The following is a 21,106-nucleotide window of genomic DNA, read 5'->3' on the forward strand; positions in this document are numbered from 1 at the left end:
CCCTGCGATGAAAGCGATTCAAGTTGGCCTGATCGGCCTCGGCACCGTCGGTGCCGGCACCTTCCACGTCTTGCAGCGCAACCAGGCCGAGATTCGCGGCCGCGCCGGCCGGGGCATCGAGATCGCGATGGTGTCCGCCCGCAACGCCGAGCGCGCCAAGGCCTATCAGGCCATCGTCGGTGACGGCGTGCCCTGCGTCGGCGACGCGCAGCAGCTCGTCAACAACCCGGCCATCGACATCGTCGTCGAGCTGATCGGCGGCATCGAGCCGGCCCGCAGCCTCGTGCTGCAGGCGATTGCCAACGGCAAGCATGTCGTCACCGCCAACAAGGCCCTGCTGGCCGTGCACGGCACGGAGATCTTCGAAGCGGCGCGCGAGAAGGGCGTCGTCGTCGCCTTCGAGGCGGCCGTGGCCGGCGGCATCCCCATCATCAAGGCGCTGCGCGAAGGCCTGACGGCCAACCGCATCGAGTGGATCGCCGGCATCATCAACGGCACCACCAACTTCATCCTGTCGGAGATGCGCGGCAAGGGCCTGGACTTCGCCACCGTGCTGAAGGAAGCGCAACGCCTGGGCTATGCCGAGAGCGACCCGACCTTCGACATCGAAGGCGTGGATGCGGCCCACAAGCTGACCCTGATGAGCGCCATCGCCTTCGGCGTGCCGGTGCAGTTTGACAAGGCCCACGTCGAGGGCATCAGCAGCCTGCAGGCCACCGACATCAAGTACGCCGAGCAGCTCGGCTACCGCATCAAGCTGCTGGGCATCACGCGCCGCCGCATGGATGGAAATGGGGTCCCTGCCGGGACCAGCGGCATCGAACTGCGCGTGCATCCCACGCTGATCCCGTCCAGCCGCCTGATCGCCAATGTCGAAGGCGCGATGAATGCCGTCGTCGTGCAGGCCGATGCCGTCGGCACGACGCTGTACTACGGCAAGGGTGCCGGCGCGGAGCCGACCGCGTCGGCCGTCGTCGCGGACCTGGTGGACGTGACCCGCCTGCACACGGCCGACCCCGATCACCGCGTGCCCCATCTCGCCTTCCAGCCCGACGCGATGAGCGACACGCCCATCCTCGAGATGGCCGACGTGCACACCGCCTTCTACCTGCGCCTCGTGGTGGCCGACCAGCCCGGCGTGCTGTCGCGCATCACCACCATCCTGGCCGAGCACGACATCTCCATCGATGCCGTGCTGCAGCGCGAGTCGGGCGAAGGCGAGCGCCAAACCGACCTCATCATCCTGACGCACGACACCGTGGAAGGCCGCATGAACGAGGCCCTGGCCAAGATGCAGGGCCTGCCCACCGTGCTTGCCCCCATCGTCCGCATCCGCAAGGAAGAGCTCGCCTGAGCCTGAACTGACATGAAGTACATCTCCACCCGCGGCGACCAGACCGAGCGCGGCTTCTCCGACATCCTGCTCGAAGGCCTCGCTCCCGACGGCGGCCTTTACCTGCCCAAGGTCTACCCGAAAGTCGACGCCGCCACGCTCGCGCGCTGGCGCGGCCTGGCCTATGCGGACCTCGCCTTCGAGATCCTGTCGCTCTACATCGACGACATCCCGGCCGACGACCTGCATGCCATCACGCGCCGCGTCTACACGGCCGAGGTCTTCGGCACCGAGGCCATCACGCCCCTGACCTGGCTGGGCGACCACATCGCGCTGCAAGGCCTGTCCAACGGCCCGACGCTGGCCTTCAAGGACATGGCCATGCAACTGCTGGGTGCGCTGTTCGAGTACGAACTCGGCCGTCGCGGCGAGACGCTCAACATCCTGGGCGCGACCTCGGGCGACACCGGCAGCGCCGCCGAGTACGCCATGCGCGGCAAAAAGGGCGTCAATGTCTTCATGCTCAGCCCCAACGGCCGCATGAGCCCCTTCCAGCAGGCGCAGATGTTCAGCCTGCAAGACGAGAACATCCACAACATCGCCATCGATGGCGTATTCGACGACTGCCAGGACATCGTCAAGGCCGTGTCCAACGACCTCGCCTTCAAGCGCGAGCACCGCATTGGCACGGTCAACTCCATCAACTGGGCGCGCCTGCTGGCCCAGGTCGTCTACTACTTCGCCGGCTATTTCCAGGCGACGAAGAGCAACGCCGACAAGATCAGTTTCACGGTGCCGAGCGGCAACTTCGGCAACGTCTGTGCCGGCCACGTGGCGCGCATGATGGGCCTGCCCATCAAGCAGCTGGTCGTCGCGACCAACGAGAACGATGTGCTGGACGAATTCTTCCGCACCGGCGCCTACCGCCCGCGCAGCACGGCCGACACGCACGAGACGTCCAGCCCGTCGATGGACATCTCCAAGGCGAGCAATTTCGAGCGCTTCGTCTTCGACCTGCTCGGCCGCGACGGTGGTCGCGTGAAGCAGCACTTCGGCGCCAGCCAGTTCGAGCTGGGCGGCGGCGAGCATGCCGACATCGCCGGCTTCGGCTTCGTGTCCGGCCGCAGCACGCATGCCGACCGTGTGGCAACCATCCGCCGCTGCCATGCCGAGCACGGCGTCATCATCGACCCGCACACCGCCGACGGCCTCAAGGTGGCGCTGGAGAAGCGCGATCCCAACGTCACGATGCTGGTGCTGGAGACGGCCCTGCCGGCCAAGTTCGCGGCAACCATCCACGAGGCCCTGGCCATCGAGCCGCCGCGGCCCGCCGGGCTGGAAGGCATCGAAGAACTCCCCAAACGCGTGAAGGTCATGCCGGCCGATGTAGGCCAGGTGAAGGCCTACATTCACGCCAATGTCTGAAGCCCCCAGGAAGCCGTTGATCCCGCTGGACGAGGCGCTGGCCGCGCTGCTGGCGCAGATCCAGCCGCTGGCCGGGCGCGAGACGCTGGCCACCAGCGCCGCGGTTGGCCGTGTGTTGGCCGCGGACCTGATCTCGCCGGTGGACGTGCCACCGGCCGACAACTCGGCGATGGACGGCTATGCGCTGCGCGCCGCCGATGCGGGCCAGGCATTGCCTGTCACGCAGCGCATTCCCGCTGGCAGCGTGCCCGCACCGCTGCCACCCGGCGAGGCGGCGCGCATCTTCACGGGCGCCCATGTGCCACCGGGTGCGGACACCGTCGTCATGCAGGAGTTCACCGAGCTGGTGGGCGACAAGGTCAGCATGACCCAGCCCATCACCGCTGGCGCCAACGTGCGCCTGCGTGGCGAGGACGTGCGCGCCGGTTCGGTCGTGCTGCCGGCCGGCACGCGGCTGGATGCGGTCTCCGTCGGGCTGGCCGCGACCGCTGGCGCCGCCGAGCTGACCGTCACCCGCCGACCGCGTGTCGCACTGTTCTCCACCGGCGACGAACTCGTCATGCCCGGCGAGCCGCTGCCGCCCGGTGCCATCTACAACTCCAACCGCTTCACGCTGCGGACCCTGCTCGAAAGCCTGGGCTGCGAGGTCATCGACCTTGGCATCGTGCCCGACCGCCTCGATGCAACCCGCGCCGCGCTGCGCGAAGCGGCGTCCCAGGCCGACGTCATCCTCACCTCGGGGGGCGTGTCCGTCGGCGAGGAAGATCATCTGCGCCCCGCCGTGCAGGCTGAGGGCCAGCTCGACCTGTGGGCCATCGCGATCAAGCCCGGCAAGCCGTTCGCGTATGGCCGCGTCGGCGCTGCCCACTTCATCGGTCTGCCCGGCAACCCGGTTTCCAGCCTGGTGACCTTCCTCGTCCTCGTGCGGCCCTTCCTGCTGAAGTTGCAAGGCGCTGCGCGCCTGACGCCGCGGGGCTATCGGCTGGCGGCCGGCTTCGACTGGCCCAAGCCCGACAAACGCCGCGAGTTTCTGCGGGTGCGTCTGGACGAAGAGGGCGGCCTGGCGATGTTCTCCAACCAGAGCAGCGGCGTCTTGACCTCGGCGTTTTGGGCCGACGGCCTGCTCGATAACCCGCCCGGCCAGGCCTTCAAGGCGGGCGACGCGGTGCGCTTCATTCCGTTCGCGGAGCTGCTGGCGTGAGCATCACGGTCCGACTGCGGTTCTTTGCGTCGCTGCGCGAGAAGCTGGGCGAGGGCGAAGCGATCACCTTGCCTGAGGGCAGCACCGTCGCCGTGGCGCGCGAGTCGCTGCAGGCACGTGGTGGCATCCATGCTGAGGCTCTGGCATGTGGTCGCGCAGTGCGCGCGGCGTTGAACCAGAAGATGTGCGCCGAATCTGCCGTACTGTCGGACGGCGACGAGCTGGCCTTCTTTCCTCCCGTCACTGGAGGCTGACGTGCAGGGCCTGCATCTGACGGCCGACCTGCACGGCGTCGACCCGGCGCTGGCGGTCATGCGCGACGCCGACGCGCTCGCCGCGCTGTGCCGCGACGCAGTGACCCGTTCAGGGCTCACCGGCGTCGCCGAACTCTTCCACCGTTTCGCACCCAAGGACGAGCAGAGCGGCGTCACCGGCGTCGTGTTGCTGGCCGAATCCCACCTGGCCGTGCACACCTGGCCGGAACTGGGCGGCGTGACGCTGGACGTCTATGTCTGCAACTACGGCGCCGACAACAGCGCCAAGGCCGAGGCCCTGCTCGATGCCTTGCTGAAGGCGTTCGCGCCGCGCGAGACGGCAGTTCAGAGGCTGAGCCGCGCGGCCGCCTCGACGCCGGCCGTGTAGGCCTCCTCGAAGACCGAGTACCCCGCCAGGTCGCTGTGTGCGAACACGACGCGGCCGCGCTGGGCGTTCAGCGCGGCCAGCTCGGCCGAGCCGCGCAGGCCAGGTGCGGGGATGCTCATCGCATGGCCGAAGCGGCAGAGGTCGATGCGCTCGAGCTTGGCCGGCAGGTCCGGGTGGGTCTGGGCCAGCTCCTGGGTGACGATCCCGGCCCAGTGCTGCCAGGGCTGCTTCAGCAGCTCGCCACGCTGGCTTTCGGGCAGGGCGAGGTAGGCCGTCAGCACCGGCGGGCGCGGCGTCGGATCGCGCGACTGGTGACGCGCGTCGACATAGCCCAGGGCCGCGCTGCCATAGCGCACGTTGTCCCAGGAGGGTGGCGCGCCGGGGCGTTGCAGCAGCGGCTCGCGAAGCGCGATGCTGGCCGTCAGCCAGGGGGCGTGGGCCTGCTTCAGCGAACGCAGCGCATCGGGCGGCGCGTCTAGCAGCCGGGCCGACACGAACAGCGGCGTGGCCATGACGATGGCGCGGGCGGTCCAGCGTTCGGGCGCGCCGGTCGCCTCGTTCCAGGCCAGCAGTTCGACGCCCTGGCGCTGCTCGGTCACGCGCAACACCGTGCGGCCCAGGTTGATGCGCTCGCGCAGCGGCGCGGCGACGTGGGTGCTGAGCCAGCCATTGCCTTCGGCCCATGTCAGCACCGGCTCGCGCTCGGCCGCCTCGTCACCGGGCGCATGGAAGCCATGGCGGCTGGCGAAATAGTGCAGACCGGCCCAGGCCGAGACGGTGCTGTCCCCGGCGCCGAAGTCGTCGCGGCAGCAGTAGTCGAGATACCAGCGAAGCCGGGTGTCATTCAGGCCGGCGGTGTCCAGCCAGGTGGCGAAGGTCTGGGCGTCGAGCGTGGCATGGCCGGCGGTCCAGCGGGCGCGGTGGCTGGGCATGGCAAAGCCGAGCTCGCGTTGCGCCTGGGTGACCAGCACCGAGAAGCGCCTGTACTGCGCCAGCGACGCGGCGCCCTCCGGCGGCGGCAGCAGGCCCTCGCGCCATTCGCCGTCGATAAAGAGGCGCTCCTGTGGGCTGTGGCAGAGGTGGCGCTCGTCCCAGACTGTGCGGCCGAGTTGCTCGCGGGCCAGGCCCAGCTCGTGCAGCAGCTCATTGACTTCACGCGCCTGGGCGCCGGGCAGTGGCAGGTAGTGAGCGCCGAGGGGGCAGGGCGCGCCGGCCAGCACGTGGCCACGGCTGTTGCCGCCGGCCTGGTCTTCGAGGTCGAGCAGGGCGAAGTCGTCGATGCCGCGCCGGGCCAGCGCACGCGCGCAGGCCAGGCCGGCGACGCCAGCGCCGACGATGAGCACGCCCGTGGTCTTCAGCGGCCCGTCGGCCTTCGGTCTTTCGCCCCGCAGCCGATGGCCGCGCTCGGGATGGGTGCCGACCCAGCCGCCCTGCAGGGCCGGCGCGTCGGGCGTGCAGCCGCCGGCCAGCAGGCCGAGCAACAGCGCCCGGCGGGAGGGGCCGGTGGTTTCGACGCGGGAAAAAGAGGGCTGGGGCGGGCGCAAGGGCGGCAGGGTAGCAGCCTGCGCCGTCGCCTCGCCCGTCAGCTCGCCACGGGCTTCACATCGTCGCCATCACTGTTTGAGCGCCATTCGCGCAGCTCTTCGGCCAATACCGGGTGGTGGTCGGCCGCGGCGCGCTGCATCAGCGCTTCGACATTGGCTTCGGTCACATGCTCGTGGCCGACGCCGTGGACGAGGTTGTCATAGATGCTGTCAATATTCCTGGCATCGGTGCCGGGCGGCGTCGAGGGCAGGTCGACCTGGGCCAGGGCTTCGGGCTTCAGGGTGGCAGTCTGCATGGGTGGCTCCTGCGCCAGCGTCTTTTGCCGGCGAGCCGATCTTCCGGCAAAAGGCGCGCCTAGTGAACCTGGCCCCACTCGGTTTCAAACTCTTGCACCAGCACCTGGTTGCTGAGGCGATTCACCTCGGTCGGTACGCGCGCCATGTCGGGCGGAAAGTCGAGGAGAGCGGGCAGGCTCTGCGGGCTGAGGAAGCGCAGGCCGGGCGGGAAGGCCGCTGGCTGCCGGAAGGGCCGCCGCGAGGCCAGCACAAAGCCCCATTCGCCAAAGCTCGGCACATGCGCGTGGTAGGGCGTGGCGGTAAGTCCGACCGATTCCAGTGTCGTGACGACGGTCCAGAAACTGCGCCGCGCGATCAGCGGCGAGGTGGTCTGCACGACGGCGTAACCGGCGGCGCTGAGGTGCTGGTCGACGAGCTCGTAGAAGCTGGCCGTGTAGAGCTTGCCGAGGGCGAAATTGGACGGGTCGGGGAAGTCGATGACGATGACGTCGAAAACCTCGGCGTGCTGTTCCAGCCAGCCGAAGGCATCGGCATTGACGATGCGCAGCTTGGGCGACGACAGCGAATGGCCGTTGAGCGCCGCGAGCTTGGGGTTGGTCGTGAACAGGCCGGTCATCAATGGGTCCAGCTCCACCAGCGTCACCTGCTCGACGCTCGAGTACTTCAGGATCTCGCGCACGGCCATGCCGTCGCCGCCGCCGAGCACCAGCACGCGCTTCGGGGCCCCCTGGGCCGCCATGGCGGGATGCACGAGGGCCTCGTGATAGCGGTACTCGTCGCGCGAGTGGAATTGCAGGTTGCCGTTGAGGAAGAGCCGCGTGCCGCCGCCGCCATCGGTGACGACGATGCGCTGGTAGGCGCTGCTCTGCTTGAAGACGATGTGCTCGCCGTAGAAGCGTTCCTCGGACCAGCGCGTCAGCGCATCGGCGCCGAGCAGGGCGGCCAGCAGCAGCACGGCCGACAGCCCGCAGGCGATGGCCTGGCTGCGGCGCGCGCGCAGCTCGGCGCGAAAGATCCACAGTGCCCAGACCGCGACGGCCACGTTCAGCAGGCCGAAGGCGATGCCCGTGCGCACCAGGCCGAGCTGAGGCACCAGCACCAGCGGGAAAGCCAGCGCGACCAGCAGGGCGCCAAGGTAGTCGAAGGTCAGCACCTGCGAGACCAGGTCTTTCAGGCCATAGCGAGCGCTGAAGTGGCGCTTCAGGATGCGCATGACGAGCGGGATCTCCAGCCCGACCAGGGCGCCGACGAGCAGCACCAGCGCGTAGAGCAGGGTCTTGAAGGCCGCACCTTCGCCCGGCGGCAGCAGGCTGTGCACGGCGAACAGGCCCGCCGGCATCAGGCCGCCGATGACGCCAACGAGCAGCTCCACCTGCAGGAAGACGCCGACGAGCTGGCGCTCCACGAAGCGCGACAGCCAGGAGCCCAGGCCCATGGCGAAGAGATAGACGCCGATGACGGTGGAGAACTGCAGCACCGAGTCGCCAAGCAGATAGCTGGCCAGCGCGCCGGCCGCCAGCTCGTAGACCAGGCCGCAGGCGGCGATGACGAAGACGCTGGCGAGCAGCAGCAGCTCGGCCAGTGAAGCGCGAGCGGTGGACTGCTGCTCGGTCACGGCTTGAGCAGCACCGAGAAGGCCAGCCGCTTGCCGTCCGGGCTGGCGGCGATGTTGCGGATGGCGCCGCCCAGGTCGGCGAGTTCGGCAAAGGCCTGGAAGCTGCCGCCCAGCTTGCCATCCCAGCGCAGCAGCAGATTGCCGCGCGCCATCAGCATCGAGCCATCGGGCAGGGCCACGAAGTACTGGCTGCGGTTGGCGTCTTTTTCGCCCTCCGGGCCGACGGGCGTCTCCACCAGCACCTGCGGCGCCTTGTCAGCTGCGCCCATCGCACAGATGCGCCAGTGGGCCGGGTCGGTCTGGTCGACGAAGAGGGCGCGCTTGCCGTCGGCCGTGCGGCCCAGCGACCGGCCGGGCTTGGCGGTCAGCAGCGTCTGCTGGCCGGTGGTGCGGCTGATGAGCACAGCCCGGTGGTTGTTGCGCTCCGGCACGTCGTCGACGATGAAGGCGGCCAACTGGTCGGGGTTGACCCAGGCGTGGTAGCCGATGCGCTTGGTCGGTACCACGGGTGCGACGGGCTTGCCGTCCCAGCCGAACAGCCACAGGGACGGCTCGTTGACCTCGATGCCGTAGGCCGGATCGGCGGTGACGACGCGGATGGCCGAGAAGCCGTTGCCGTCGACCAGCGGCGTCGGCGAGTAGAGGTTCTCGGTCGTCGCGGTGACGGCCACGGTCGTGCCCTTGGCAAGGTCGTGGCGGTAGATGTTGTTTGAACCGGTGCGGCCCGAGGTGTAGACGACGGCCGAGCCGTCGTGGGTGAAGGCCGGCTGGAAGTTGTTGCCCTTGCCGGGCGTGATGTTGCGGGTGTCGCTGACCTTGCCCGTGGCGACGTCGAGCCGTGCGACGAAGATGGCCACGTCGGGTGGTGCATCGGCGGCCGAAACGGGCAGGGCGATGGCGAGGAACATGGCCGTGGCGAGGTGGCGGACGGAGAGTTTCATGGCTGGCCTGTGCGGTCGTTCGGCGGGCCGCGAGTTTCGCCCATCCATCGCGCTAGAAAGAAACCGGCTGAGGCAGGGCCTTGCTCCAGTAATAGATGTCCCAGCCGGCGCGCAGGCCGCCGGTGGTGAAGGGGTCGGTCGCGATCAGCGCCTCGACGGCGGCCTTGTCCGGTGCACGCACCACCCACAGGCCGCCAACTGGTGTTGCCTCAGGTGATTCGCGCAGTGAGCCGGCTGCACGCACCTGGGCGGCGTTCGCGGCTACCCATTCCAGATGAGCCTGCAGCAGTTGGCGCCGCAATTCGCCGGCGCCTGGCTTGTCGTGAAAGCGGATGGCGAACAGCGTCCAGTCCTCGAGGGCGTTGGCGGTCAGTGCGGCGAAGTCATGGGTCGATGGCATTGCAGTTGTCTTTGTATTGAGGCCATCCGACTCCAGTTCATCTGGCCGGCCCGCGCTGGCGATGTGCTTGCGGTTCAATACCGCAAGCATCGCCGTCCCCTCGGGAGACCGGCCAAGGTACTCCTTGGACGAGGGCTTCACGTCACGGCGTGCCCATCGCTTCGCGGTAGCGCATCGCATCCAGGATGCGGTTGCGCGTGGTCGGGTGGTGGAAGAACACGAACTCCTCCAGCGCACCGGCGTCGGCCTTGCGGTACTCCACCAGTCGCAGCTGCGCCTCGGCAAAGCCGTGCGGCTCGCGCGACAGGTTCAGGCCGAAGCGGTCGGCCTCGATCTCCTGGACGCGGGTGATGGTGTGGTTGATGGGCATGGCGAGCGTGAAGAAGATCGAGAACACGGCCACCAGCATCGGCAGGCCGGCCACGTCGTCGATGCGACTCACGCCGGTGGCGGTGGCAAAGCGCGCCAGCAGGCGCTTCATGGCCCAGGCCGCGACGGCGAAGCCGACGAAGAGCAGCGGCGTCAGCATCGCGATGTTCTTGGCCATGTGGTTCATCACATAGTGGCCCAGCTCATGGCTCATGACGGCGCGGATCTCGGCCTCGGAGGTGCGGCGCAGCAGGTTGTCGTTCAGTCGCACGGCGGCCGAGCCCAGCATGCCGGACACATTGGCGCTGATGCGCGTCGTCTGCCGGGAGGCGTCGAAGACGTAGACGTTGTCCACCGGCACGCCGTTGGCGTGGGCCATCTGCAGCACGGCCGTCTTGACGGGGCCGTCCTCGACCGGCTTGTAGGTGTTGAAGAGCGGCTGGATGAGGACGGGCGAGATGGCGATCAGCACGATGAGGGCGGCAATGCCAGCGGCTGTGCCCCAGATCCACCAGCGCTCGCCGGCACGACGGATCACGGCGTACAGCCCGGCGACAACGATGCCCATCATCAGCATGTCGAGGCCTTGTGAGAGAGCCGCCTCGCCCAGCCAGGCCAGCAGGGTCTGCGTCGACATGCCATAGGCCTGTTCGCGCCACCAGCCGCTGTAGAGGGCCAGTGGCAGGGTGATGACGGCCGAGGCGAGCACATAGGTCGCGCCGAACAGCATGTCGCGCCGCACCGGCCCGCCGCCGACGCGCAGGGCCCGGTCGCGCAGGCGCGCCGCGCGGCGCCCGCTCATCAGGATGGCCGCAACGACGAGGCCGAACAGCATCTCCCAGAGCTGCAGCCAGTAGCCGCCGGTGTAGTAGGCATCGGACTTGGCGACCACGTCGGCGGGCAGCCGGTCCATATAGGCCTGGGTGGCGGCCTCGGCATCGCGCGGCAGGGCGGCGCGCCAGGCATCGTCGACGGGGCGGATCTTGAAGCCCGAGGCCTGGGCGGTGGCATCGGCCTTCTGAGCTTGAGCTTGGGCCTGCGCGGCATCGTCTGCGGCGTGGGCCAGCGTGAGGCTGAGCGCCAGGGTGGCTGCGGTCAACCATGTCTTCATCAAGGCCTCCTGATTTGAAGCGGCGCGCGATTGTGGCGACGCTCACCGCACCCGGAGGCGCCGTGCGACAGGCTGCGTGCAGGGCAGGATGGACGGCTTCAGCCGTGGATGGCCGCCGCGACGATGTTGCCGATGGAAATGCACATCGCGCCAACGACGATGGCCAGCGCGATGTTCTTGTGCTCGACGATCTCTTCCCACAGCTTGTAGGGCGTGATCTTGTCGACGATGACGAAGGAGACCCAGAAGATGACGACGCCGATGATGGCGTACATCATGGAGCCGAGGACGATTTCGGGCTTGAGCCAGTCGAGGGTCATGGTGCTCTCCAATGAGTTGAGTTCATTTGTGGCCGCCGCCACCGCTGCTGTAGCCGCCGTAGCTGCCGCCGCTGTTGCCGATATAGGCGCCGCTGCCGCGCGAACTGGCGCGGCACTGGCGGTACTCATTGCTGTTCTCGCCGAAGCTGTTCTTGTACTGCTGGCAGTCGTCGCTGGAGCAGGCGCGCATCAGCGCGAACAACAGCACGATGACGAACAGGGCGATGATGATGTTGCGCAGCAGGTTGCCGCCGCTCTTGAAGGCGGAAGTGTCACGTGCGAACTGGACGGCCGGTGCCACCAGGTTGAAGGCCGTCTTCACGGTGTCGGCCGGCACCGGGCTGCCGCCGCTCCAGGTGATCTCGGGGCCCTGCTGCTCGCGGCTCAGCAGGAATTGGCCGTCGCGGGTGATGTAGTCGGTGACCTGGACGCGGTCTTCCAGCCGCACGGGCCAGTAGAACTCGCCCAGTACATGGGTCGTCTTGGCGCCGTAAACCCAGCGCTGCGCATAGTCGCGCCCCTGCCAGCTGACGCCGCCGCGGCCCGAGGTGGGCGCGCCGGTGAGGGTGCGCACCAGGCTCCAGCCCTCGCGGGTGTCGACTAGGAAGGCAAAGCCCGCCAGCCGGTTGTAGAGCAGGTATTCGCGCCAGAAGCTCTGCTCGTCGTCGGCGTCCTCGGGGATGTCGCAGCGCTCCTGGTAGCCCACGACCTGCCAGGCTTCGGGCTTGCCGCCGTCAACGGCCAGCGTGCCGGTGCGGCCCAGCGGAATCAGCGGCGGCAGGCCGCGATCCTGCGGGGTGAAGCCCAGGGCCTTGGATTCGCCCTCCGGCAAGTCGACGACGGCATTGCACTGGGCGCAGACCATGCTCTTGGTCTGCGTGAGCTTGGGCTCCAGTGGTGCGCCGCAGCTCGGGCAGGCGATGGCCCGGCCCTTGAACTTGGCTTCCGCGACCGACTCGCCCTCGGCCGTGGTGCGCAGGCCCTGCAAGGCCATGTCGGCGAGAAGCACATTGCGGCCAACGGACCAGACCGGTGGCTGGCCGTCGCGGTATTCCAGGCTGCCGACCTCGCCCTTGTCGTTGCGCAGCTCGATGACGCGGCCCGGCTTGGGCGGCCGTGGCAGCTCGCCTTCGGCCGCACGCAGCGCCGCCTCGACGATGGCGGCCACCTGCCAGCGCTGGCCGGCCAGCGTCAGCGGCTGGCCGAGGGCGGGGGCTTCGGGCGGAGCTTCAGCGAGTGGCGCTTCCAGGCTGAGGACGAACTGGCCGTTGTCCTCGCTGAGCCAGGCCACGCGGGGTGCGTCGGCACCGGTGTCGAAGAACAGATGCCATTCGTTCCAGTTGCCCAGCTCCGAGCCACGCTGCACGCGGCCGACGACGGCAAAGCTGCGGCCCATCCAGCGGCCGGTCGTGCCGAGCTGCAGCGGCGAATAGTCTTCGAAGATCTCGGCGCTCTGGCCGATCTGGCTCAGCGCCTCACCGTCGCGCAGCAAGGTGCTGCGGCAGAAGCCGCAGACGGCACTCGCAGAAGCCGCGCTCGCGAACTCGACCGGCGCGCCGCAGTTGGGGCAGGCGGCGCGCCAGCGACGCTGGGCGGCTGGCGCCTGAGGGCCTGTGGACACTACGGAAGTAGGCCGCGAAGGCCATCCGCCCGGGGCCAATCAAGGCGTACCGCGCCGCCCGCACTGATGTGCGGGCAAGCGGTGCAACGCGGAGTGGCCCCGGGCGGATGGCCTTCCCTGCGGGTTGCGGCCAGAAAACCCGCGCGCGGCGTTGCGAAGCCTCGCTTGGGGCCTACCCAAGCCTCGTTTCGCGCCTTGCTCGCGGGCTTTCTGGCCACAACGCGGTCTGCTGCCGTAGTGTTCACAGGCCCTAGCCAAGTTTCTTCAGCAGATCGGCCTTCTTGGCGGCGAATTCCTCGTCGGTCAGGATGCCCTTGGCCTTGAGGTCGCCGAGCTTTTCCAGCAGCGAGACGATGTCTTCGGGCTTGCTGGCCGCCGGTGCGGGCGCTGCGGTGCCGACGCCGGCCAGGCCCTGGCCCAGCGTCTGCGCCAGCGTCTGGCCCAGGGCCACGCCGGCGCCCAGGCCCACGGCCTGGCCGGCGATGCCACCGCCGTCGCCACCGCCCTTGGCCATCTCGGGCAGGGCTTGCGCGGCCTGGTACTGCATGAACTGGCCCATGTTCTGGCCAATGATGCCCATGCCGATGCGCTGGTCGAGGATCTTCTGCAGCTCCTCGGGCAGGGACACGTTCTGCATCGTCACCGAGATCAGCTCCAGACCGATGGCCGAGAAGGACTCGGCAGTTGCGTTCTTCAGCGCGGCAGCGAACTCGACCTGGTTGGCGGCCAGGTCCAGGAAGGGCGTGCCGCTGCTGGCGACGGCGTCGCTGATGTGCTGCAGCATCAGGCCACGCAGCTGGCCGTCCAGGTCCTGCACCGTGTAGCGCTCGCGCGTGCCGGAGATCTGGCTGTGGAAGACCTTGGGGTCCAGGATGCGGTAGGCATAGTTGCCGAAGGCGCGCAGGCGCACGGCGCCGAAGTCCTTGTCGCGGATGGCGACCGGCTGGCTGGTGCCCCAGCGCTGGTCGATCTGCTGGCGCGTGCTGAAGAAGTAGACGTCGCTCTTGAAGGGCGACTCGAAGAGCTTGTCCCAGTTTTTGAGGTAGGTCAGCACCGGCAGGGTCTGGGTCGTCAGCTTGTGGGTGCCGGGGCCAAAGACGTCGGCCACTTGACCCTCGTTGACGAAGACCGCGACCTGGGATTCCCGCACGACGAGCTGGCCGCCGTTCTGGATTTCCATGCCGGACATCGGGAAGCGCCAGGCCAGCACGCCATCGCCGTCCTCCGTCCACTGGATGACGTCTATGAACTGTTTCTTGATGAAATCCATCAGGGCCATGTCGATTCCTGGCTGCGTGAGAAGAAATGAGGGGCAAGTATCCGGCGGCGGGCTCAGACTTCAACGGCCAAACATGTGAATCTCACCGCGCGCCAGGGTGAGAATCTCTGTCATGCCCAGAGTTTGCATCCAGTCCGGGGACTTTGACGTCGGCGCCGAAACCTCCGCCCTGCGGATGGGGGATGGCGGCGTCGGTGCCGTCGTCGCCTTCGTCGGCACCGTGCGCGAGCACAGCAGCGGCGCGGCAGTGTCGGCGATGGAGCTGGAACACTACCCGGGCATGACGGAGGCGGCCATCGAAGCCATGGTCGACGCGGCCATGGCCCGCTTCGACATCCGTGCCGCCAAGGTCATCCACCGCGTCGGCACCCTGCAGGCCCGCGACCAGATCGTGCTGGTGCTCGTCACCAGCGCCCACCGAGGGCAGGCCTTCCAGGCCTGCGAATTCCTGATGGACTATTTGAAGACCCAGGCGCCGTTCTGGAAGAAGGAGCACACGCCGGACGGCGCGCACTGGGTGGATGCCCGGGTGGCGGACGACGAGGCGCTGGCGCGTTGGGGGATTGCCGGGGGGAATGCCCTGTGAATGCGTTGGCAGTTTCGATAGGCGCCGCCTTGGGCGCGCTGACTCGCTGGCAGGCCGGCCTGCTGTTCAACACCCGTTGGGCCGGTTTCCCGCTCGGTACGCTGCTGGTCAACCTCGTGGGGGGCCTGTTGATCGGCGTTGCGCTGGAGTGGCTGGGCCGCCATCCGAACGAATTGCTGAAACTTTTGCTGGTGACGGGCTTCCTCGGCGGGCTGACGACGTTTTCAGCCTTTTCGGGCGAGTCGCTGGCGTTGTTGCGGCATGGCGAGCTGGGCATGGCTGCTGCCCATACGCTGGCCCACGTGCTGGGAGCGCTTTTTGCCGCGTGGCTGGGGATGCGTCTCGTGCAGGCCTTGATCTAGCTCAACTTGAAAAGCGCCGGCTGGCGCCCACTTGGCTTGGCAACCGGAGGATTCCCACCATGCGTGCCGACAAGTTCACCACCCGCTTCCAGGAGGCCCTGGGTGAGGCCCAGAGCCTGGCCCTGGCCCGCGACAACCCCTATATCGAGCCCGTCCACGTGCTGGCGGCCATGCTGGCCCAGGATGAAGGCCCGCGCGCTTTGATGGAACGCGCCGGCGTCAATGCCGGCGGCCTGCGCACGGCGCTGGACGGCTTGATGGCTGGCCTGCCCCAGGTCAGCGGCTCGGGCCAGACCGTGCAGGCCGGGCGCGATCTCGTTTCCCTGCTGCAGGCGGCCGAGAAGGAAGCCACCAAGCGCGGTGACCAGTTCATTGCCAGCGAGATGTTCCTGCTGGCGCTGACCGAGGCCAAGACCGACCTGGCCGGCGTCGTGCGCGGCCATGGGCTGACGCGCCGGTCGCTGGAGTCCGCCATCGAGGCGGTTCGCGGCGGCCAGAAGGTCGAGTCGGCCGAGGCCGAGGGCCAGCGCGAGGCGCTGAAGAAATACACGCTGGACCTGACCGAGCGCGCCCGCATGGGCAAGCTCGACCCCGTCATCGGCCGCGACGAGGAGATCCGTCGCACGATCCAGGTGCTGCAGCGCCGCAGCAAGAACAACCCCGTGCTGATCGGCGAGCCGGGCGTGGGCAAGACGGCCATCGTCGAGGGCCTGGCCCAGCGCATCATCAACGGCGAGGTGCCCGATTCGCTGAAGGGCAAGCGCGTGCTGGTGCTGGACATGGCCCTGCTGCTGGCCGGCGCCAAGTACCGCGGCGACTTCGAGGAGCGCCTCAAGGGCGTGCTGAAGGAGGTCAGCCAGGACGCCGGCCAGACCATCCTCTTCATCGACGAGATCCACACCATGGTGGGCGCCGGGAAGTCGGAGGGCTCCATCGATGCCGGCAACATGCTCAAGCCCGCTCTTGCGCGTGGCGAGTTGCACTGCATCGGCGCGACGACGCTGGACGAATACCGCAAATACGTCGAGAAGGACGCGGCCCTGGAGCGCCGTTTCCAGAAGGTGCTGGTCGACGAGCCGACGGTGGAGGCCACCATCGCCATCCTGCGCGGCCTGCAGGAGAAGTACGAGGTCCACCACGGCGTGGAGATCACCGACCCGGCCATCATTGCCGCGGCCGAGCTGAGCCACCGCTACATCACCGACCGCTTCCTGCCCGACAAGGCCATCGACCTCATCGACGAGGCCGCGGCCAAGATCAAGATCGAGATCGACTCCAAGCCCGAGCCGATGGACCGGCTGGACCGCCGCATGATCCAGCTCAAGATCGAGCGCGAGGCGGTCAAGAAGGAAAAGGACGAAGGCTCCATCAAGCGCCTCGGCCTCATCGAGGACGAGCTGCTGAAGCTGCAGCGCGAGTACAACGACCTGGAAGAGATCTGGACGGCCGAGAAGGCCCAGGCCCAGGGCTCGGCCCACGTCAAGGAAGAGATCGATCGCGCCCGCCAGCACATCGAGGAATGGAAGCGCAAGGGCGACTTCAACAAGGTTGCCGAGTTGCAGTACGGCAAGCTCCCCGAGCTGGAGAAGCAGCTCAAGGAGGCCCAGGCCAAGGAGGCCGGCAAGGCCGGCACCAACAGGCCGCAACTGCTGCGCACGCTGGTGGGTGCCGAGGAGATCGCCGAGGTCGTGGCGCGCTCTACCGGCATTCCGGTCTCCAAGCTGATGCAGGGCGAGCGCGAGAAGCTGCTGCAGATGGAAGCCAAGCTGCACGATCGCGTCATCGGCCAGGACGAGGCCATCCAGGCCGTGTCCGACGCCATCCGCCGCTCACGCGCCGGCCTGAGCGACCCGAACCGGCCGCTGGGCAGCTTCCTGTTCCTCGGCCCCACCGGCGTTGGCAAGACCGAGCTGTGCAAGGCCCTGGCCGGCTTCCTGTTCGACAGCGACGACCACATGGTGCGCATCGACATGAGCGAGTTCATGGAGAAGCATTCGGTGAGCCGCCTCATTGGCGCGCCCCCCGGCTATGTCGGCTACGAGGAAGGCGGCACGTTGACCGAGGCCGTGCGCCGCAAGCCCTATTCAGTGCTGCTGCTTGACGAGGTCGAGAAGGCCCACCCGGACGTGTTCAATGTGCTCTTGCAAGTGCTGGACGACGGCCGCCTGACCGACGGCCAAGGCCGCACGGTGGACTTCAAGAACACCGTCATCGTGATGACATCCAACCTCGGCTCCCAGCACATCATGGCGTTGTCGGGTGAGAAGGACGAGGTCATCCGCGAGGCCGTGTGGGGCGAGGTCAAGGCCCACTTCCGGCCCGAGTTCCTGAACCGCATCGACGAGACGGTCATCTTCCACGCGCTGGGCGCCGACCACATCAAGTCCATCGCCCGCATCCAGCTGCGGCTGCTCGAGGCGCGCCTGGAAAAGATGGAGATGAAGCTGGACATCAGCGAGGCGGCGCTGAACGAACTGGCCAAGGTCGGCTTCGACCCCGTCTTCGGCGCCCGGCCGCTGAAGCGCGCCATCCAGCAGCGCGTCGAGAATCCGCTGTCCAAGCTCATCCTCCAGGGGCGCTTCGGCCCGAAGGATGTCATCCCGGTGCAGGTCGAGGGCGGCGAGTTCTCGTTCGGGCGCGTCGTGCACTGAGCGGCGTGCGCGGCGCCCGCCACGCTCAGAGCGTGGTGACGGCGTCGTGCGTGGTGTCGAGTTCGACGCGGTTGCGACCGGCGGCCTTGGCGCGGTAGAGGGCCGCGTCGGCCCGCTTGAAGGCGCGGTGGGTCGACGCCCCGGGCGGTGCCAGCGCAACGCCGAAACTCGCCGTGATGCCGAAACGGCCCTTGGCGTCGAAGTTGCCGCGTTGCACGGCATCGCGCAGCTTCTCCGCCAGCCGCACCGCGTCGTCGGCATGGCGGCCCTGGCAGGCGACGAGGAACTCCTCGCCGCCCCAGCGACCGATGACGTCACTCGTGCGCAGATTGGCCGACACGATGGCGGCCATGCGGCGCAGCACCTCATCGCCGACGGGGTGGCCCCAGCGGTCGTTGATGTGCTTGAAGTGGTCGATGTCGAGCAGCACGAGCGCCACGCCGGCCGATTCGGCCTCGAAGTCCTCCAGCGCTGACTCCAGCCCGCGCCGGTTGAGCACCCCGGTCAACTCGTCGATGGTGGCCAGGCGGCGCAGCTTGTCCTGCTCGACGCGCAGCAGGCGGGTGCGTGCCGTCAACGCGTCGATCTCGCGCTGCTGGCGCAGATGGCTGCGCCGCAGCGCGCGCCAGTGCCGGCCCACCACGGTGCCGGCCGCCAGCAGCCAGGCGCAGAGCAGGCCGAGGTAGAGGGTGTCGCGGGCGATCCACGGCCCCTTGAGCGTGAGATGGCGCAGCTCCAGCTCGTGGTTCTGGCCGGCGAGGCCGTCCGCCACGTCGATGGACAGGCTCGTCACGTTCTCGACACTGGGCCGGTTGAACTCGCGCGGCAGGTCGAACTGCGTGATCCACCACTCGGGCACGGTCAGCTCGGAAAGTTCAAGGGTGACCGGCCCGGTGACATCGCGCCCCCTCAGGTTGATCGACTGCATGCGGGAGCTGTTGCCGTCGGTCAGCTTGGAGAAGCGCGGGTCGAAATTGCGCAGGGCCACGCGCAGATGAGCGGCACTGCCCTGGTAGGCCAGGTCCATCTCCAGGTTGTCGAATCCGCTCAGGTTCCTGCCGCGGGCCGGGTCGTCGCCGCTCAGCACGAGGGTGATGCCACACGATTGCGAAGGGCTGTTCGCGGGATAGCGGCAAACCCAGCGGCGGCGTTCGAAATCGACCCACTGCACGGGGGGCTCGCCCGGTGCGTCGCCCGCGGTGATCAGGAACAGGTTGCTCACCGCACCGGGGGCCGCGAGGTCGATGCTGCGCTCGGGCAGCCAGGCCTGCGCCAGCACCAGTGCCACGGTCAGCGCAATGCCGGCCGCGAGGTTGCGTGTGGGTGTGGTGGCGTGGGGCACGTGGGGGGGCGACTGGAGATGCGCCATGACTGTATCGACCCGCCCCGGTCTTTGAACCGACCTGCCGAGCCCGAGCGTGACGTATCACCAGCGGGAGCGGTGGTCCTCGGTCACGCCCAGCAGGCCGTCGATGCGGCGCGCCGGTGCGCCGGCACCGGCCCGCACCGTGCCGGCGAAGCAGCCGATGGGCTGAACGTAGTGGCTGGCGGCGACGAGGAGGTCACGGTCCTCGGCACGTGCGCCTTCAGGCGTGAAGACCAGGTCAAGCAGGCCGTCGTCGGTGTGCACCCGCCACGGCCGCAACGGCTGGGTGGGGTCGAAGTCGAAATGCGCGTCGGCCAGCGCGATCGGCATGCCGTCCAGCCACAGCACGTTCTCCTGCCCGCCGAAATAGCCCTGCTGCAGATTGAAGCCGGCGTCGGCGCGGTGGGCGCTGGCCCAGCGCCAGGCGGTGTTGCGGGCGAGCAGGCCATTGGACGCGTCGACCGCCGCCCAGGCGCCATCCAGGCCGAAATGATGGCCCTCGGCCTCGGCCCAGCCTTGCACGGGCAGGGCGGTGGTCTTTTGCGTCGCATGGACGATGCCGCCGTCGACCGAGCCGATGGCCAGCAGCGGGGGCGCCATGAGGCCGAGGTCCAGGCGAGCCTGGATGCGCAGCGCGCGCGTGGCGACCGTGAGGCGCAGGCTGTCGTCCGGCTCGTGGCAGAGCGTCAGACGCGCGCCTGGGCCGCGGAACCAGGTGCGGGCGCCGGCGAGCGGCGCGTCGGATACACCGGCCTGCAATCCCGGCAGGCCGTCCTGGCGCCAGTTGGCCAGCAAGGTGCGGCGACGGCGGTCGAAGAGGTAGGCGAAAGCCGTGCAGGTCCAGCCGAGGTGGACGATGGCGACGCCGATGAAGAGCTGCTCATTGCCCAGGCCAACGTAATGCCAGCGCTTGTGATGCAGCTTGTGCCAGAGCCAGGAGCGGCGCTCACGCATGGGTGACCAATCGATGCGCGATATGCGGCCGGCATAGCGGCCCATGGCCGGCGCGCCATGGGTGACGACGGTTTGGGGAGCCGGGTTCATCGTGAATGCTGTCTGCGCCACTGCAGCGGCGCCTGGCCTGTCCACTGCCGGAAGGCGCGCGTAAAGGCGCTTTGCTCGGAATAGCCGAGCAGCAGAGCCACTTCGGCCAACTCGACGCCGGGGTCGCGCAGATAGGCCTCGGCCAGTTGCTGGCGAGTCTGCGACAGCAGGGCCTGGAAGCTCTGGCCCTGTTCGGCCAGCCGCCGCTGCAGGCTGCGCGGGCTCATCTGCAGGCTGAGCGCCAGATCGGGCAGCTGGGTGCGGCCACTGCGGATCAGGCCGACCAGGGCCTGGCGCCAGACGCCGACCGGCTCGCTGATGGCAGCCACCTCCTGCAGCAGGCGTTCGGCTTGATCGTCGAGCAGCGCCAGCAGGGCCGCGTCGGCGCCGCGCAAGGGCAGGGCGAGGTCGCGCAACGCCAGCACAAGGCGTGTGCTGGGCTGATCGAAGCGCACCGGGCCGCCGAAGAAGTCCTCGTAGGGCCGCACGTCGGCCGGGTGGCGGTTGACGAAATCCACCGCCAGTGCGCGCACCGGCCTGCCCGTGAACTCACGCGTCAGCTGCACCAGGGCCGCGATGGCGGTCTCGTCGACCAGGGCGCCGGGGCGGCCGCGCTCCACGCCCCATTCGATGCAGATGCCCTCGGGGCAGGGGTGGACCTGGGCGATGTTCACGTCATAGACCGAGCGGTGATAGCGCTCCAGCCGCAACAGGGCCTCGCCCAAGGTACCGCAGGCCAGCGCCGCGAAGCCGACGACGCCGAAGTGCCGCGGCGCGATGCCGCGGGCCAGGCGCAGCGGGAAGGTCGACTTCGGGCCGGGGTCGAGGTCGCGTGCCCGTTCGAGCAGCGCCTGCCAGCGGCGCAGCGCGACAAAGGTCTCGGCCGGCGCCGGCGGTGTGCCAAGGGCTTCGGCACAGCCGAGCGCGCCCATGTGCTCGAAGAGCAACTGGACATAACTGGCGGCGACACGGGTCTCATCCACGGCCGGTCGATGATGC

General features: G+C 68.6%; 20 protein-coding genes. 8 read left to right on the forward strand and 12 right to left on the reverse strand.

Annotated elements, in window-relative coordinates; translation table 11 throughout:
* Nucleotides 1-7 precede the first annotated feature (7 nt).
* From ASC91_RS09430 to speD, 5 genes are read left to right on the forward strand one after another with little or no spacing between them, the layout of a single operon-like run.
* Complete coding sequence (locus tag ASC91_RS09430; protein WP_056195603.1) at nucleotides 8-1,354, forward strand: homoserine dehydrogenase; 1,347 nt, start codon at nucleotides 8-10, stop codon at nucleotides 1,352-1,354.
* A gap of 12 nt (nucleotides 1,355-1,366) precedes the next feature.
* On the forward strand, nucleotides 1,367-2,758 hold the full coding sequence (thrC, locus tag ASC91_RS09435) for a threonine synthase (protein WP_056195605.1): 1,392 nt from the start codon (nucleotides 1,367-1,369) through the stop codon (nucleotides 2,756-2,758).
* Nucleotides 2,751-3,959, forward strand: a complete 1,209-nt coding sequence (glp, locus tag ASC91_RS09440) for a gephyrin-like molybdotransferase Glp (RefSeq protein WP_056195608.1) — start codon at nucleotides 2,751-2,753, stop codon at nucleotides 3,957-3,959. Before thrC ends, glp begins: the two co-directional genes overlap by 8 nt.
* Entirely contained in the window at nucleotides 3,956-4,213 is a 258-nt protein-coding gene (gene moaD / locus ASC91_RS09445; protein ID WP_394326315.1) for a molybdopterin converting factor subunit 1, read from the forward strand. The genes glp and moaD overlap by 4 nt, the downstream gene beginning before the upstream one ends.
* Nucleotide 4,214: 1 nt before the next feature.
* Entirely contained in the window at nucleotides 4,215-4,601 is a 387-nt protein-coding gene (speD, locus tag ASC91_RS09450) for an adenosylmethionine decarboxylase (RefSeq protein ID WP_056195611.1), read from the forward strand.
* Here speD and ASC91_RS09455 read toward each other — a convergent pair.
* The 9 genes from ASC91_RS09455 to ASC91_RS09495 all read right to left on the reverse strand — a co-directional run bounded on the left by ASC91_RS09455 (nucleotide 4,559) and on the right by ASC91_RS09495 (nucleotide 14,098).
* Entirely contained in the window at nucleotides 4,559-6,145 is a 1,587-nt protein-coding gene (locus tag ASC91_RS09455) for an FAD-dependent oxidoreductase (protein WP_235531924.1), read from the reverse strand. The genes speD and ASC91_RS09455 overlap by 43 nt on opposite strands.
* A 38-nt stretch (nucleotides 6,146-6,183) precedes the next feature.
* Entirely contained in the window at nucleotides 6,184-6,441 is a 258-nt protein-coding gene (locus ASC91_RS09460) for a hypothetical protein (RefSeq protein ID WP_056195613.1), read from the reverse strand.
* A 59-nt stretch (nucleotides 6,442-6,500) separates the two neighbouring features.
* Nucleotides 6,501-8,057 (reverse strand): polyamine aminopropyltransferase, encoded by a 1,557-nt coding sequence (locus ASC91_RS09465; RefSeq protein ID WP_056195616.1) that lies wholly within the window; start codon nucleotides 8,055-8,057, stop codon nucleotides 6,501-6,503.
* A complete protein-coding gene (locus ASC91_RS09470; RefSeq protein WP_162247759.1) occupies nucleotides 8,054-8,998 on the reverse strand; it encodes a PD40 domain-containing protein in 945 nt (314 codons plus the stop codon). The genes ASC91_RS09465 and ASC91_RS09470 overlap by 4 nt, the downstream gene beginning before the upstream one ends.
* Nucleotides 8,999-9,050: 52 nt before the next feature.
* Nucleotides 9,051-9,398, reverse strand: a complete 348-nt coding sequence (locus ASC91_RS09475; protein WP_056195621.1) for a YciI family protein — start codon at nucleotides 9,396-9,398, stop codon at nucleotides 9,051-9,053.
* 142 nt (nucleotides 9,399-9,540) lie between these two features.
* Nucleotides 9,541-10,878 (reverse strand): M48 family metallopeptidase, encoded by a 1,338-nt coding sequence (locus tag ASC91_RS09480; protein WP_082532559.1) that lies wholly within the window; start codon nucleotides 10,876-10,878, stop codon nucleotides 9,541-9,543.
* A 98-nt stretch (nucleotides 10,879-10,976) separates the two neighbouring features.
* A complete protein-coding gene (locus ASC91_RS09485) occupies nucleotides 10,977-11,198 on the reverse strand; it encodes a DUF350 domain-containing protein (RefSeq protein ID WP_056197177.1) in 222 nt (73 codons plus the stop codon).
* 22 nt (nucleotides 11,199-11,220) lie between these two features.
* On the reverse strand, nucleotides 11,221-12,819 hold the full coding sequence (locus tag ASC91_RS09490; RefSeq protein WP_056195624.1) for a DUF4178 domain-containing protein: 1,599 nt from the start codon (nucleotides 12,817-12,819) through the stop codon (nucleotides 11,221-11,223).
* 250 nt (nucleotides 12,820-13,069) lie between these two features.
* Nucleotides 13,070-14,098, reverse strand: coding sequence for an SPFH domain-containing protein (locus tag ASC91_RS09495; RefSeq protein ID WP_056195627.1), 1,029 nt, complete (start codon nucleotides 14,096-14,098; stop codon nucleotides 13,070-13,072).
* Between the two features lie 112 nt (nucleotides 14,099-14,210).
* Here ASC91_RS09495 and ASC91_RS09500 point away from each other — a divergent pair, with 112 nt between their 5' ends.
* The 3 genes from ASC91_RS09500 to clpB are packed head-to-tail and all read left to right on the forward strand — an operon-like array spanning nucleotide 14,211 to nucleotide 17,697.
* On the forward strand, nucleotides 14,211-14,684 hold the full coding sequence (locus ASC91_RS09500) for a molybdenum cofactor biosynthesis protein MoaE (protein WP_056195629.1): 474 nt from the start codon (nucleotides 14,211-14,213) through the stop codon (nucleotides 14,682-14,684).
* Nucleotides 14,681-15,046, forward strand: coding sequence for a fluoride efflux transporter CrcB (gene crcB, locus ASC91_RS09505; RefSeq protein WP_056195632.1), 366 nt, complete (start codon nucleotides 14,681-14,683; stop codon nucleotides 15,044-15,046). Before ASC91_RS09500 ends, crcB begins: the two co-directional genes overlap by 4 nt.
* 59 nt (nucleotides 15,047-15,105) lie before the next feature.
* Entirely contained in the window at nucleotides 15,106-17,697 is a 2,592-nt protein-coding gene (gene clpB / locus ASC91_RS09510) for an ATP-dependent chaperone ClpB (RefSeq protein WP_056195633.1), read from the forward strand.
* 25 nt (nucleotides 17,698-17,722) lie between these two features.
* Here the strand turns inward: clpB and ASC91_RS09515 are convergent, their stop codons facing one another.
* From ASC91_RS09515 to ASC91_RS09525, 3 genes are read right to left on the reverse strand one after another with little or no spacing between them, the layout of a single operon-like run.
* Nucleotides 17,723-19,066 (reverse strand): GGDEF domain-containing protein, encoded by a 1,344-nt coding sequence (locus ASC91_RS09515; RefSeq protein ID WP_056195636.1) that lies wholly within the window; start codon nucleotides 19,064-19,066, stop codon nucleotides 17,723-17,725.
* A gap of 57 nt (nucleotides 19,067-19,123) precedes the next feature.
* Complete coding sequence (locus tag ASC91_RS09520) at nucleotides 19,124-20,107, reverse strand: DUF2804 domain-containing protein (RefSeq protein WP_056195639.1); 984 nt, start codon at nucleotides 20,105-20,107, stop codon at nucleotides 19,124-19,126.
* The gene (locus tag ASC91_RS09525; RefSeq protein WP_056195641.1) at nucleotides 20,104-21,090 is read right to left on the reverse strand and encodes an AraC family transcriptional regulator; all 987 of its coding nucleotides are present in this window, start codon (nucleotides 21,088-21,090) and stop codon (nucleotides 20,104-20,106) included. The genes ASC91_RS09520 and ASC91_RS09525 overlap by 4 nt, the downstream gene beginning before the upstream one ends.
* Nucleotides 21,091-21,106 lie beyond the last annotated feature (16 nt).

Source organism: Pelomonas sp. Root1237 (assembly GCF_001425055.1).
GTDB lineage: Bacteria > Pseudomonadota > Gammaproteobacteria > Burkholderiales > Burkholderiaceae_C > Pelomonas.

What these genes read in the sequence shown, in the direction of transcription:
- ASC91_RS09430 (WP_056195603.1), top strand. Translation starts at nt 8, where the DNA reads ATGAAAGCGATTCAAGTTGGCCTGATCGGCCTCGGCACCGTCGGTGCC.
- thrC (WP_056195605.1), top strand. Translation starts at nt 1,367, where the DNA reads ATGAAGTACATCTCCACCCGCGGCGACCAGACCGAGCGCGGCTTCTCC.
- glp (WP_056195608.1), top strand. Translation starts at nt 2,751, where the DNA reads ATGTCTGAAGCCCCCAGGAAGCCGTTGATCCCGCTGGACGAGGCGCTG.
- ASC91_RS09460 (WP_056195613.1), bottom strand. Translation starts at nt 6,441, where the DNA reads ATGCAGACTGCCACCCTGAAGCCCGAAGCCCTGGCCCAGGTCGACCTG.
- ASC91_RS09470 (WP_162247759.1), bottom strand. Translation starts at nt 8,998, where the DNA reads ATGAAACTCTCCGTCCGCCACCTCGCCACGGCCATGTTCCTCGCCATC.
- ASC91_RS09475 (WP_056195621.1), bottom strand. Translation starts at nt 9,398, where the DNA reads ATGCCATCGACCCATGACTTCGCCGCACTGACCGCCAACGCCCTCGAG.
- ASC91_RS09480 (WP_082532559.1), bottom strand. Translation starts at nt 10,878, where the DNA reads ATGAAGACATGGTTGACCGCAGCCACCCTGGCGCTCAGCCTCACGCTG.
- ASC91_RS09485 (WP_056197177.1), bottom strand. Translation starts at nt 11,198, where the DNA reads ATGACCCTCGACTGGCTCAAGCCCGAAATCGTCCTCGGCTCCATGATG.
- ASC91_RS09495 (WP_056195627.1), bottom strand. Translation starts at nt 14,098, where the DNA reads ATGGCCCTGATGGATTTCATCAAGAAACAGTTCATAGACGTCATCCAG.
- ASC91_RS09500 (WP_056195629.1), top strand. Translation starts at nt 14,211, where the DNA reads ATGCCCAGAGTTTGCATCCAGTCCGGGGACTTTGACGTCGGCGCCGAA.
- clpB (WP_056195633.1), top strand. Translation starts at nt 15,106, where the DNA reads ATGCGTGCCGACAAGTTCACCACCCGCTTCCAGGAGGCCCTGGGTGAG.
- ASC91_RS09515 (WP_056195636.1), bottom strand. Translation starts at nt 19,066, where the DNA reads ATGGCGCATCTCCAGTCGCCCCCCCACGTGCCCCACGCCACCACACCC.
- ASC91_RS09520 (WP_056195639.1), bottom strand. Translation starts at nt 20,107, where the DNA reads ATGAACCCGGCTCCCCAAACCGTCGTCACCCATGGCGCGCCGGCCATG.